7 protein-coding genes are annotated in these 13,957 nt (G+C 68.4%); 3 read left to right on the top strand and 4 right to left on the bottom strand.

The window, feature by feature from the left end; all coding sequences use genetic code 11:
- Window positions 1-120: 120 nt before the first annotated feature.
- A complete protein-coding gene (locus KA383_18820; protein MBP7748171.1) occupies window positions 121-1,623 on the top strand; it encodes a family 20 glycosylhydrolase in 1,503 nt (500 codons plus the stop codon).
- Window positions 1,624-1,759: 136 nt separating this feature from the next.
- On the opposite strand, the gene KA383_18815 is transcribed toward KA383_18820, so the two are convergent.
- Window positions 1,760-2,023 carry a hypothetical protein gene (locus tag KA383_18815; protein ID MBP7748170.1) on the bottom strand — a complete coding sequence of 88 codons (264 nt, stop codon included), beginning with the start codon at window positions 2,021-2,023 and terminating at the stop codon, window positions 1,760-1,762.
- A 184-nt stretch (window positions 2,024-2,207) separates the two neighbouring features.
- On the opposite strand from KA383_18815, the gene KA383_18810 reads away from it, so the two are divergent.
- The gene (locus tag KA383_18810) at window positions 2,208-4,631 is read left to right on the top strand and encodes a tetratricopeptide repeat protein (GenBank protein ID MBP7748169.1); all 2,424 of its coding nucleotides are present in this window, start codon (window positions 2,208-2,210) and stop codon (window positions 4,629-4,631) included.
- A 77-nt stretch (window positions 4,632-4,708) separates the two neighbouring features.
- Window positions 4,709-7,093 carry a PAS domain S-box protein gene (locus KA383_18805; GenBank protein MBP7748168.1) on the top strand — a complete coding sequence of 795 codons (2,385 nt, stop codon included), beginning with the start codon at window positions 4,709-4,711 and terminating at the stop codon, window positions 7,091-7,093.
- 27 nt (window positions 7,094-7,120) lie between these two features.
- Here KA383_18805 and KA383_18800 read toward each other — a convergent pair whose 3' ends face one another.
- From KA383_18800 to KA383_18790, 3 genes are all read right to left on the bottom strand, one after another.
- The gene (locus KA383_18800) at window positions 7,121-8,356 is read right to left on the bottom strand and encodes a rod shape-determining protein RodA (protein MBP7748167.1); all 1,236 of its coding nucleotides are present in this window, start codon (window positions 8,354-8,356) and stop codon (window positions 7,121-7,123) included.
- Between the two features lie 16 nt (window positions 8,357-8,372).
- Window positions 8,373-10,499 (bottom strand): hypothetical protein, encoded by a 2,127-nt coding sequence (locus KA383_18795; GenBank protein ID MBP7748166.1) that lies wholly within the window; start codon window positions 10,497-10,499, stop codon window positions 8,373-8,375.
- A gap of 166 nt (window positions 10,500-10,665) precedes the next feature.
- Window positions 10,666-13,638 (bottom strand): hypothetical protein, encoded by a 2,973-nt coding sequence (locus KA383_18790; GenBank protein MBP7748165.1) that lies wholly within the window; start codon window positions 13,636-13,638, stop codon window positions 10,666-10,668.
- Window positions 13,639-13,957: the final 319 nt, after the last annotated feature.

The following is a 13,957-nucleotide window of genomic DNA, read 5'->3' as shown; positions in this document are numbered from 1 at the left end:
AGTGGCCGGGGCAGATGTGCCGACCGTTGTCCGGCAGCGCGGCCGCCGCGCAGGAAAAAGCGGGTGTCGGGTACTGGGGCGGCATTCCTGCGGGGCCGTAGTGCGCCATAGAATCGCGGCATGAAATTCCTCGGCTGGATGTACGATATTGCCCGCGAGCAGTCGCCGCGTCTGGATGTGCTGACGGAGATGCTGCAGCGCTCGCGCGCCGCGGGCTACAACGCGGTGGGGCTCTACCTGGAGCACCGCTTCGCGTACGCGTCGGCACCGTGGGCCGCTGGCCCAGGATGCCTGACGCCCGAGCTGCTGCGGCGGGTCCGCGCGAAGCTCGGCGGCGGTCTGCGCCTGGTCCCGTTCCTCAACACGCTTGGCCACATGGAAGGGTTCATGCGCGCAGAGGGCGGACAGTGGCTCAGCGAGGGGCCGACGGATGGCTGGGGCGCACAGATGTGCGCGACGCGGCCGGAGTGCACGGCGTTCGTTCGCGGGCTTATCGAGGACACCCTGGCCGCGTTTGATGACGAGTGGGTGCACCTCGGCGGCGACGAGACGCGCCAGCTCGGCCAATGCAAGCAATGTGCCGCGCGGGTGAAAGCGGTGGGGGCCGGCGGACTCTACGCGGAACACTTCGGGCCGCTATGCCAGATGGTGCTCGACCGTGGCCGGCGGCCGTGCCTGTGGGGCGACATGCTGCTGCAGCACCCGGAGGCCCTGCCGGCGATTCCACGCGCCACGGTCATCTTCGACTGGCAGTACACCCAGCGACCGGCCGAGAGCACTGCGCTGTTCCGCCGGCACGGCTTCGACGTGGTCTGCTGTCCGGCCCTCCAGACGTACTTTGCTGGTTGGTGCTTCCTGCGCGAGTCGCAAGCGAATGTTGACGAGCACGCCGCAGACGCCCGCGCCGCTGGGGCCTTGGGCGTGCTCGTGACCACGTGGATCGCCACGCATTTCTCGTCGTATGACACCGTGTTGCCCCTGATTTACGCGGCGGGCCAGCGACTGACGGCGGGCATGGACTGGTCCGTGGCGCTGGCCGCGGAGGGTGGCCCCGGCTATGCTCGCGCTGCGGAGCTGTTGGGCAACCGCATCCCCGGGATATCAGTGTTGCTGAAACCCGGAAGCGGGCGGCAATTCCGGGATGCCTTCGTTTTCCGCGCAAACCCGTTCTATTTGTGGCAGGCCTGGCGCGACGAGGCGTGCGGGCACCCGGGTGATGAGATTCTGCGCCTGTGCGACGAGGCCGACGCCGCGCTGCCGCCCGGTGACCCGCTGCATTTCGTGGCCGAATTGCACCGCGCGGCGGTGCTCTGGGTCCGGCTGGCAGAGAACGCGTACCGGGCGTACGCGGAAGGTCGGATCGCGGATGCCGCGGCGGCTCTCGACGATGGACCTGCGTTGCTGGGCCGGCTGCGGCCCGGCCTGGCGCGGGCGGCGGAGCGCGGCGGTTCAGCCGCAGACTTGTGCCGGCTGGAAAGATTGGTAGAACGTGTACAGCGCGTAAGCGTGGATTTGCGCGCCTTGCCAGCGGATTCGGCTTGCCGTCCGGCGTTCGAGACGCTGACGCACGCGGCGTATATACCTGGCGATCAGGCGGCATGGCGCACCGCGGTGCGCACATAAACACCTGCCGCTGCTGCGGTTAACAACGCTTGTCGCTGGAACTACAGGTCAACTCGCCCGGCGTATGATTCAGTTCCACATACGCCGACCGGCTCAGGAGTGGGCCGTATGATCTGCTGGCCGTCGCCAGACGTGATCAGCGCTGATCGATGACGAGATCGTCGATGTCGGTAATGACTTCAAGCATGGTCGCAGCGCTGGTCAGCAGGTGATGTTGTCGATGAATGACGCGAGATAATCGAGCACGAAGTTCATGAGGACTTGGACACAGGCGTACATCGCGGTTCTCCATGCCTGGGGTCTTGCGTCTGAAGACGCGCAACCCACTGATATGAAAACACATGCGCCGAAAGCCATCGGCGAAATAAACGCCAGCCGGCGCTCGACCGGGAACGCTCACAGGCCCGCATGCACATTAACCGCTGGTGCGCACACGGATTCAATTCATACCGGCAGAAACTGCTACTCGCTCGTAAGTGTAAAATATACCGATAATAAATGCATGTCAAGCACCTTGGCAGAATTCTTATCGCTCGCACGGCGTTCGCGAGCCCGCGCGCGCCCTGCCCCGCTCTGAGGCGCCCATGGATGTCGAGTCGACAGCCCGCCGGTGTGGGCACTGCGGCGAGCGCGACAGCGTCCAGCCGGTAACCGAGCGTCTGGAACGCTGCCGGGCGTGCGGGTTTCTGCGGCCGCAGCCCAGACAAGTCACGCGGGGACCGCTCATGGGCGCGCCGGCGCTGCTAGGGGCCATCGCGCCAGGTGGGGTGCTGCGCAACAAGTACCGCCTGATCGAGCGGCTGGGCGAGGGTGCGCACGGCATCAGCTATCTCGCGGAGCACGAGTACCTCGGCCACCCCTGCGTCGTGAAGATTCTCCCGCACCGCATCGGAGACGCCGCGGACAACGCAGTGCGCCGTCTGCGCACTGAGGCGCGCGCCGGATTCTCGGTGGATGATCCGAACGTGGTGCGTGTGCTCGACTGCGACGTGGTGCACGGGGTCTGGTACTTCGTGATGGAGTATGTCGATGGTGTGAACCTGGCGGAGATTCTCGCGGCCAAGCAACGTCTGAACTGGCTTCAGGCCGTGCGGGTCGGCACCGACGCGGCCGACGGACTGGCCGCCATTCATCGGGCTGGCATACTCCATCGCGACATCAAGCCCGGAAATCTCATCCTGGGCACTGACGGGCGCGTACGCGTGGCGGACCTCGGCGTGGCCACCCTGGCGCACGAACGCGTCGACGTTGCCGTGGGGGCGGGCTCGCCGGCCGGCACGCTGGGCTACGCCGCGCCCGAGGTGTTTCGCACGGATGTCCAGGTGGGGCCACCCGCAGACCTGTACTCCCTGGGCGCGGCGCTGTTCCATCTGCTCACCGGGCGTCTGCCGCATGCCGGCAGCCAGGTTTTTCAGCGGCTCATGGACCTGCAGTGCCAGCGGGTCGCGTGGCCGGAGGAGTTGACGGAAGAAGTTCCGCCCTGGCTGGTCGCCGTGCTCCTCCGGCTGCTGGCCATTGAACCCGGGGAGCGATTCGAGAGTGCGGCGGAGCTGACGACACGCTTGAAGCTGCCCGCGGATGAGTCCGTGCGGCGGCGGCCGGTGGTTCAACTGGACAAGTTGCAGCCGCGCGGCGTCGGGGTGCTGCCCTTTGCGAACGAGCGGGACACGCCCGACGATGATTGGCTTGGCTATGCGGTGGCGAACTATCTGTCACGGGCGCTGGCTGAGGCGCCGGACGTGTACGTTGCGGACCAGGACGGTCTCGTGGCCATGGTCCAGCGGATGGAGGCTGGCACCCTCGCCGGAGCCACCGAGCGGCTGCGCGAGGCGGGGCGGTTGGTCGGGGCGGCGACGATTGTGACCGGACGGTTTCAGCGCGCGGGGGAGCGTGTCATCCTGTGGATGGAAGCGCTGCGGAGCGGGCGCGGCACGCCGGAGCGCGTGGCGCGCGTCGAGGGGGAGCTGGTCGAGTTGCCGAAGCTGGAGCGCGCCTTGTTCGAGCGGCTGGCGCACGTGCTGGGGCTGGGGCGGCGGGAGGGTGAGCGTCCGCGGGCGGTCACGCTGGGGGCCCGCGAGAAGTTCGTGCTGGCGAAGCAGGCGTACCTGCGCGGGGAGTATGAGCATGCCATCGCGCTGGGCGAGGAAGCCGTGCGGTTGGCGCCGGAATTCGCCGAGGCGATCGGCTTCGTGGGCGTGTGTCTCGCGCGTATCGGGCGTTACGACGACGCGGAAGTGCATCATCGTCGGCAGGAGGCCCTGGCGCGGCAGTGGGGTGACGTGCGGCGGCAGGTCGAGGCGCTCGCAAACCTGGGTGCCATGAACTACTTCCGGGGCAACTACGAAGCTGCGGAGACGCAGTTCGTGCAGGCGGGGGCGATGGCGGAACAACTGGGTCTCGCGACCGAGCACGCGCAAATATCGAACAACCTGGGGTTCGTGCTTTTCCGCCGGGGACGGCTGGCGGACGCGGAAAAGGCGTTTTTACGGGCCATTGAAGCGCATCGCGCGTACGGTGGACTGACGCTGCTGGTGGGGCCATACAATGGGATGGGCAATGTCCTCGCCGAGCAACAGCGCTACGACGAAGCCAGGTCCTATTACCAGCGCGCGCTGGCGCTGGCCCGGGAAACCGAAGGTCGGACCAGCGTGGGCACCACGCACATGCACCTGGGGCGCTGCGCAGCGCAGCAAGGACATTTTGCAGACGCGAAGCATGAGTTTACAATGGCGTTGAACGCCCTGGAGGAAACCCGGTTTTGGAACGGACTCGGCCGGGCGTACGAGTACATCGCCGAGATGCACCTCCAGGCGGGCAATCACGATGAGGCACTGCGCTGCGCCGACAAGCGGATTGAGTTGGCGCGGCAACACTCGAACGTACGTATGGAGGCGGCGGCGTGGCTGCAGAAAGCGGAGGCGCTACGCCGCGCGGGATGTGAGGCGGAGGCGGTCGCGTGCGAACAGCGCGGCCGTGACCTGGGTGCCGTGCCGGCACCGGCCGGCTAGACGCCGGTCGCCGAGGCGCGCCAGGCATCAGAGCGGAATCCGCCGGCCGGTTTGGCCGGCGGCCAGGGAGCATCAGGATGGCGTGGGCGGCGCTGGCTCTGGGATTGCTGTCGCTCGTGCTCGCGGCGCTGTGGTGGCGGGCGCGGGCGGCGGTGGCCGCGGAGCGCGCGGCCGGGGTGGCCCAGACGCAGCGCATGCGTGAGCTGACGCGGCAGGCGGAGCGCAGTGCCGCCGTGCTCGAGAACGCGCTGGACGGGTTCTTTCTACTGGGTGAGGACTGCCGCTTCCTTGAAGTCAACCACGCGTTCTGCCGGATGCTGGGGTACGCGCCGGAGGAACTGCTCCGTCTGAAGATGACGGATCTCGAAGTGGCCAGCCCGCTGCGCGACGGGGGCGGCTATCTGCGCACCGGCCTGCACCACTTCGCGACGTCGCATCGTCACAAGGACGGGCACCTCGTGCAGCTCGAGACCTGCGTGATCGTGCTGCGCGACGGCGACGCGAAGTTCCTGGCGGGCTTTGCGCGTGACGTGACCGAGCGGGCGCGGGCCGAGCAGTCGCTGCTCAAGAGTGAGGCCCAGTACCGCAACCTGGTCGAGACGTCGCGTGATCTGATCTGGTCGGTCGACCTGGACGGGCGCTGGACCTTCGTGAACAACGCCGCCCGGGCGATTTATGGCTACGAGCCGGAGGAAATGCTCGGGCGCTCCATGCTCGATTTTGTGCCACCCGCCGTGCAGGAGCGCGCGCGGCAGGTCCTGGCCGAACTGCGGGCGGGCCGGCCGCGGCTGCGGTTTGACACGCAGCACGTTCGCAAGGACGGCGCGGTGGTGCACCTCAGCATCAACGCGATTCCGTTGCGCGACGACGCCGGCAACGTGGTGGGCTGTACCGGGACCGCGGTGGACCTGACCGACCGCAAGCTGGCCGAGGAGCGCGTGCAGGCGGCCAACGCGCGGTTCGAGTCGTTGGTGGCGCGCATGCCGCTGGGCTACGTGGTCTGGTCGGCGGATTTCCGCGTGCTCGAGTGGAACCCGGCGGCGACGACGATCTTCGGGTACCCGCCCGAAGAGGCGGCAGGGCGCTTGGCCACTGAGCTGATCGTGCCGGAGGAGAGCCGCGCGGCTTTCGCGCAGATGTGCGCGGCGCTGCTGAAGGGCGAGGCGTGCTCCGGGACTGTGCTGGTCAGCCGCAAGCGCGACGGTGAGAAGATCACCTGCGAATGGCACAACACGGTGCTGCCCGATGCGGCCGGCGGCGTGCAGGGCGTCGTGACGCTGGTGCGGGACGTGTCCGAACGCGAGCGACTGGAAGCGCAGTTGCGCCAGTCGCAGAAACTGGAGAGCCTGGGCGTGCTCGCGGGCGGCGTGGCGCACGACTTCAACAACCTGCTGGTGGGCATCCTGGGGAACGCGTCGCTGGCGCAGGAGCGGCTCCCGGCGGAATCGCCGCTGCAGCCGCTGCTGGAGCGCGTCGTGAACGCCGGCCGGCGGGCCACGGACCTGACCAAGCGCATGCTGGCCTATGCGGGCCGTGCGACGTGCGACGTGCAGATCATGGACCTGAACAACCTCGTCCAGGAGATGGCGGAGTTCGCGGTGGCCGCCGTCCCGAAGAACGTCGATCTGCACATCAACACCGCCGCGGGGTTGCCGCTCGTGCGGGCGGACAGCGGGCAGATCCAGCAGGTGATCATGAACCTGCTGATCAACGCGGCCGAGGCGATTGGCGAGCAGGGGGGCAAGGTTTCGGTCGCGACGTGGGCGGAGGAGCTCTCGGCAGAGCGGGTCGCGAGCGAGTTCGCGGACCAGCAGCCGGTGCCCGGGCTGTATGTCTGCTTGGAGGTGAGTGACACCGGTTGCGGCATGTCGAAAGAGACGCTGAGCCGCATCTTCGATCCGTTCTTCAGCACCAAGTTCGCCGGCCGCGGGCTCGGCCTGTCGGCGATCCTCGGCATCGTGCGGGCGCATCGTGGCGCCATCACGGTGAGGAGTGAGCCGGGCGTGGGCACGGTGTTTCGCGTGCTGCTGCCGGCGATCGCGGCCAAGGCGGAGCGGGCGATCGCGGAGCGACGGCGCGCGGGGCTGCCACGCGGCTCGACGGTGCTAGTCATCGATGACGAGGAGGAAATTCGCGACGTCGTCGACGCCGTGCTGAGCAGTCGGGGCCTCCGGGTCCTGACGGCGGAGGATGGCCAGCGCGGCCTGGAAGTGTTCCAGGCGCACGCCGACGAGATCGACGCGGTGCTGCTCGACATGAACATGCCGGGCATGCATGGGGAGGCGGTGTTCCGCGGCCTGCTGGCGATCCGGCCGGACGTGAAAGTGATCGTGTCGACCGGCTACAGCGAGCAGGAGGCGGCGTTGCACTTCGCCGATGCGCCGCTCGCGGGCTTCGTGCACAAGCCGTACACGGCGTCCGCGCTGGTGGACAAGATCGGGCTGGCGATCGGGGCGAAGTGACGCGGCCCGGTCAGGGACCGCGCGGCGTCAATCGTCGCCATGTTCGAAAGGCGGGCGGGCGATCAGCAGGGGGCGCCGCTGGGCGACATTCACCAGCAGGCCCAGCGCGAGGAAATTGGCCCACAAGCTGCTGCCCCCGGCACTGACGAACGGCAGCGTCATGCCGGTGATCGGAGCGAGCCCGATCGTCATGCAGATGTTCAGGAGGGCCTGCACGGCGATCATGACCACCACGCCGACGGCCAGCAGCCGTCCGAACGGGTCGTTGGTCACGGTGGCCACCTCGAGGCCGAAGACGATGATCAGCACGTAGGCGCCGATCGCCAGCAGGCCGCCGACCAGGCCCCACTGGTGGCCGATGATGGCGAAGATGAAGTCGTTCTGCTCCTCGGGCAGCAGGTCCTTGTACTGGACGAAAATACCAGCGCCGTAGCCGGTGCCCGTCAGGCCGCCCGTGCCCAGCGCGATCTTCGACTGCCGCAGTTGATAGCCCGCGTCCATGTGCCAGGCTTCGTCGGTCGTGTGCTGCCGGAACAGCACCTCGATGCGCTCGCGCTGATAGGGCTTCATGCCGAAGTAGTAGAACGCCGGCAGCGTCAGCGTGCCCAGCACGATGATCACGAGCAGGTGTCGCATCCGGGCGCCGGCCACGAAGAGCATCGCGAACAGCACCGGGAGCAGCATGAGCATCGTGCCCAGGTCAGGCTGCTTGAGGATCAGCACCATCGGCACGACGCTGAGCAGGAACGGCGGCGCCAGACCCCACCAGCGCCGGTACGAATTGCGGAAGCGGAGGTAGCGCGCGAGCACCAGGACCAGGGCCAGCTTCATGAATTCCGACGGCTGGAGCGTGAAGAACCCGTACTGGATCCAGCGCCGCGCGTTGTTCCGCACCGGGATCAGCGGCAAGTCCACGTACCGATCGACAAACAGCAGCAGTAGCAGCAGGATCGTGATGCCGTACACCGGGTAAGCGTACCGCCCGATCTTCTGGTAGCTCGGCACGAGGACGAGCAGCAGCAGGCCCGTGCCGGTGAGCAGGTACACGAGCTGGCGGACGGTCATCGGGCCCAGGGCGTCATAGGTCCGCAGCAGCCAGCCACGCTCCTCCCCCGCGTAGCGGGCGGCCGCCGCCGCTGCGCCCGGGGTCGGGTCGCGCTCCGTTGCGTGGATGCAGCTCAGCCCCACCGCCGCCAGGAAGACCACTGGGACCGCCAGGCTCCAGCCGAGTCGCGTCAGGTTCAGGACTTGTCGGTCGAGCATCGGGCCTACCCGCGCCTCACTGCAGGAGATATTCCGCGATCTGCTTCGCCACGGGACCGGCCTCGGCTCCGCCGCTGCCGCCGAATTCGAGCAGCACGCTGATGGCGTAGACCTTACCCGCGGGACGGGCGCCGCGCGGCGTGCGCGCGGGCTGCGTGAAGCCCATGAACCAGGCATGGGCGGGCAGGCGCTCCCCCTCTTCCAGGCTCGGGAAGCGCTCGGCGGCATGCCGGCCGACGCAACGCGGCTGCTCGTCGCCGCGCGCGGGCAGCACCGCGCGGGCGTCATCCTCCAGGTAGGCGATCGCTTCCTCGCGGTACCCGTCCAGCCATTCGAATGTATAGCGATATGTGATAGGGCGGGGCACGGTCTGGGCCGAGCCGGTCTTGCCGCACAGCTCATAGTCGCCGCGGTCCAGGGCGGCGTAGCGCGCGGCCGTCCCGCCTGGCTCGTTCACCACCCGCCACATGCCGCGCCGCAGCACGCTGATGTGGCCCTCGTCGAACGTGACCGGCGGTGTGACCGGTGCGCCGCAGGCATGCCCGCTGTCGTCGTAGGCCAGGCGCACCGGCAGCCAAGACCCGGCCGCGATCGTGGCGGCGACATTGGCGGCCTGCAGCGGCGTGATGGTCACCTCGCCCTGGCCGATCGCGAAGTTCCATGCGTCGGATGTCTGGGGTGCGCGGCCGGCGACGCGCTGCAGCCACTCGCCAGTGGGGACAATGCCCGTGCTCTCTTCGATCAGCCCGCTGCCGGTGGTCCGGCCCAGGCCGAAGCGCGCGAACCAGTCGCAGAGCCGGTCCGGGCCGAGGCGCTCGCCGACGCGGAAGAAGTAGATGTTGCATGAGTTGCGGACCGCGTCCTCGCTGTTCTGGCCTTCCGGCTCCTCAAAATCGTGGGTGATGCCGTACTGGCTGTAGATCCAGCAGCGGAAGCGATCGGGCTTGTCCGGGAGCAGATGGCCGGTGCAGTGGAAGCGCGTCGCCGGCGTGATCACTCCCTCGGTCAGTCCGCCGACCAGCGTGATGGCCTTGCAGATCGATCCGGGCGGGTACTGGGCCTGTACGGCGCGGAAGAGCAGCGGCAGGCGGCGGGCGTCGCGCTGCAGGGCCGCGTAATCGGCGTCGAAGTCGTCGTAGCGGTAGGACGGATAGCTCGCCAGCGCGCGCACCTCGCGTGTCGCCACGTCGATGACGACAGCCGCGGCACCCGCCCGGAGGCGCTCCGGCAGTTGCCCGACCGCCTCTTCCAGCCGTTCCACGACGTATTTCTGCAGGGGCAGATCGATCGTCAGGTGCACGTCGTGCCCCGCGATCGGCTCGCTGCGCTCGCGTTCCTGCCACTCGTAGTCCATCAGGATCCGACCGCGCTGGCCACGCAGCGAGGTCTCCGCCAGCCGCTCGATACCCGACACGCCGCAGCGGTCGCCGGCCCGCAGACCGCGCAACTCGTCGCCACGCAGCGGGTCAGCGGCAAGAAGTTCCGGGCTGGCGGCACCCGTGCGGCCGAGCACGTGGGCGACGGCGTCGGCGTCGCGGGCGACGCGCCGCGCGCTGGGCACGACGCGCAGCCACGGGTAGCGGCCCATCTTCAGACGCACATCCACGGCGACGGCGTTGCGAATCCCCTCGATGACCGGCAGAAGCTGGCGTTCTTCGCGGATGACGGGCTGGCCGCTGGCCGCGCGCCAGCGCTGCACCCGGGCGACAACCTGCCGGGCGCTGGCCCGCAACTCGGGCTGCGGGATGCCGGTCAGGCCGGATAGTTGCCACCACATCTCCTCGATCTCGACCGGCAGATGCGCGGCAATGTCGCTCAACCGCGCATCACTGGGATAGTCGCCGCGCCGCTTCAACGCGCGGGCCGCTTCCAGGAGGTAGTCCGCCTGCGGCGGCACCGTGAGCGCGCCGTAGTGGATGCAGATGTCGGCGGTGGGCTCGTCCACCAGCAGCACGTGTCCGCTGTGATCGAGGATCGCGCCGCGCGGGGCGGGGATGTAGTCCGGACGACGGGTCAGGATGCGGTCCGCCAGCCGCTGATACTCGCCCGCCTGCACGACCTGGATCTGACACAGGCGCGCCACGATCACCAGCGCAAGGCCGGTTAGCAGAACCCAGAACCAGGTCAGGCGTCGGCGGAACATGACATCCTTGTCGACGTGGCCCGCGCGGGCCGGCGGGCGCGGGATCCTCCGCGTCTCGCTGCGCGTACTATCGCGTCAGTGCGGGCGGGGAGCAAGCGGGGCCGGGCAGCGCCAACATGCGCTGCCCGGCCCGTGGCTTGGAGCCCGTGATAGACGCGGGTGCGCCTCACTTACCCGTCAGCAGCGCCACGAACGGGTTGATGTCACGGAAGTCCACCATGCCATTCCCGTTGCAGTCGGCCTGGAGCAGGCGGCACTGCGGCCACAGCTGCTCATACAGCGTTGGATTGCTGAGCGCGAGCACGAACGGGTTGATATCGGCGAAACTGACCACGCCGTCACAGGTCACATCGCCGGGCGGCGGGACGATCACATACGCACTCTGGCTGAGCTGCATGCCGCAATCGTCGGTCAGCCACACGTCGTAGTAGCCCTGGTCGCTGAGCGCCGCCGCCGCGACCGTCAACGTCTCGGTCTGGACGCCCGCGTAATGCCCGTCATCACTCAGGTCCGTCTGGTCCCGGCGCCACTGATACGTCAGTGTGCCCTGCGTCGTGTCCGCCGCAATGGAGAGCTGGAGTGGATCTCCGGCGAAGACAATGCCACCGACCGGCTGTTGGGTAATGGCGATGAAAGCGGATACGTGCGTCACCGTGCCGGATCCGCCTCCCTGCCAGCCGCTGCCACCTGTCACCACAATCTGCGCGGGATCCACTCGTTGATCGCAAGTGTAGATGGCGATGCGGCCGCCGCCACCGCCGCCCGACCGCGTGTCACCCGCATTCCCGCCGCGGGCCGCGATCGTGCCTGTGCCTGCCAGCGTGGCTGCCTCGATCCAGATGCTACCGCCGGAGCCGCCACCCGCCGACTCGCTGTAGCCGCTTTCACCGTTTCCGCCATTGGCGAGCAGTTGGCCATCCACGGTAAGGGTTCCGCCAACGGTAAGGCGTATGGCTCCGCCGCCCGCGCCGCCCAGCTCGTCAAAGCCGTCGTTGTCCCCGGCGCCGCCGCTGCCGAGTTCGGCGGGCTGAATGAATGAGCCGTAGACGCCGCCGCCGGCCTGTCCTCCGTTGCTGCTGCCGCCGTGGCCGCCGTAGCCCCCGCCGCCGCCGAAGCTCGGGCCGAGCGTGCCGGCCCCGGGCCCCGTGTGCGGACCGTATCCGCGGGCGCTGACATCGATGCGACTGTCCGCTGCGATAACCACATCACCGGCTGCATCGATCTGGAATTCGGCCTCTCCGGCACGATGGGTCACGATGCCGTTCGAGAGCACGTTCAGGTCTGTGACGCTCAACACAGTGGCGCCGGGGAAGTCGAGTATCGCCGCGCCGGCCACCGTCAGCACGTCAACGGTTGGGATTGGTACCGGCAGGTCCGTGATCGCGCCGGCTGTGCCGTCGTTGTCAAGGAGCAGGTCCCCGTGCGGTTGGGGCGCGGCCTTGCTGAAGCGCGAGCCGGCGCCGCCGTGAATGTAGCCCGTGCCGCCGCAGGCACTGATGGTGCCGCCAAACGTGAACGCGGTGTTGCTGCAGTAGATGGCGATGCGGCCGCCGCCACCGCCGCCGGACCGCGTGTCACCCGCGTTCCCGCCGCGCGCCGCGATCGTCCCTGTCCCCGTCAACCAGCCCATCTCGATCCAGATACTCCCACCTGATCCGCCACCCGCCGATTCGCTGTAGCCGCTTTCACCGTTTCCGCCATCGGCGAGCAGTTGGCCGTCCACGGTGAGGGTCCCGCCAACGATGAGGTGTACGGCTCCACCGCCCGCGCCACCCGGTTCGTTGTAGGAGTCGTTGTCCCCGGCGCCGCCGCTGCCGAGTTCGACCGGTTGAGTGAACGAGCCATATACACTGCCGCCGGCCTGTCCTCCGTTGCTGCTACCGCCATAGCCGCCGTGGCCGCCACCGCCGCCGAAACTCGGGCCAAGCGCGCCGGCCCCGGGGCCTGTGTGTGGGCCATATCCGCGGGCGCTCACATTCAGGCAACCGTCCTCAGCGATGTACACGTCGCCGGCGGCATCGATTAGGAATCCGGCTTCTCCGGCCCGGTGCGTCAGGACGCCGCCGGTCAGGACGCTCAGGTCTGTGATGGTCAGGGTCGTGGCGCCGGGGAGGTCGAGTATCGCCGCGCCGGCCACCGTCAGCCCGTCGATCGTCGAGATCGGCGCGGGCAGGTCAGTGATGGCACCGGCAGCACCCTCGTTGTCAATGCGCAGGTCCCCATAGAGCTGGACCGAGCTCTTGCTGAAGCGTGTCCCGGCGCCGCCGCGGACGTAGCCGGTACCGCCGCACGCACTGACGATGCCACCAAACGTGACGTTATCGGAGTAGACCGCGATGCGGCCGCCGCCGCCACCGCCGGACCGCGCGTCGCCCGCGTTGCCGCCGCGGGCTGCGATGGTCCCGGTCCCCGTCAATGCCCCCGCCTCGATCCAGAGGCTGCCGCCCGAACCGCCACCGGCGGACTCGCTGGTGCCGGCGGCGCCGTTTCCGCCGTCGGCGCGCAATTGACCATTCACGGTGAGGGTTCCACCCACCACGAGGTGTACCGCTCCGCCACCGGCGCCGCCCAGCTGGTTATAGCTGTCGTTGTCACCGGCGCCACCGCTGCCGAGTTCGGTCGGCTGCATGAACAGGCCGTACACGCCGCCGCCGGCCTGCCCCTCATGGGCACGCCCCCCATGACCACCGTAGCCCCCACCGCTGCCGAAGTTCACACCGAGCACACCGGCCCCGGGCCCCGTGTGCGGACCGAACCCGCGGGCCGTAGCCGTCAGCAGGCTGGCGACGAGCGCACCATCGGAGCCCTGGATCAGCACGTCACCGGCCACCGTGAGGTGCATGCCGTTGACCGTGCCGTTCGAGAAACCGGCGGCGTGTGTGATGGTGCCGGGTTGGTTGCTTGCGCTACGCTCGATCGTGACGGAGTTGAACGCATGGGCGCCGTTAATCGTCACCGTGCAGCCCTGCACGACAATGTCGTAGCCGTCCCAGGTCGTGTCGCCGTCGGCGATCAGCGTATCCGTCGTGAAAATGTGCACTTGGGCCAGAGTCGTGAATGGCAGACCACATACGACCAAGCCGGTCAGCAGAGCTCGGGCGCGCCCCGCGCGCGCAGCCAATTGTGTCACCGTGTACATCGCGAACCCTCCAGCAGCGCCAGTGGCGACCTGCGCGGGCGACCACCGGCCTACCCGTAATTGAGCTTTCCCACTCCTTCCGAACGCGGTCCCGTGCGATTCGCGTTCTGACCAATACTTCAAAATACCGATCGGCACCCTGGCGTTTCAATTAGAATTCCGCTGGCCAGCGGCGCGCGGCCGTGCTTTCGCGGCTTCCGCACGCTCGGCACTTGGGGCTCAGTTGGCGGATCGAAGTGTCACCCGTGGTTCTGAGCGCCAGTTGGCCAGGTCTCCAACTGTGCCTATCCCTCCGGGAGTGCGATTCTGACAGCGGCGG

This window comes from Phycisphaerae bacterium (genome assembly GCA_017999985.1).
Lineage (GTDB): Bacteria > Planctomycetota > Phycisphaerae > UBA1845 > Fen-1342 > JAGNKU01.
Note: the sequence above shows the minus strand (reverse complement) of the source record. Positions and strands in the feature narration are given on the sequence as shown.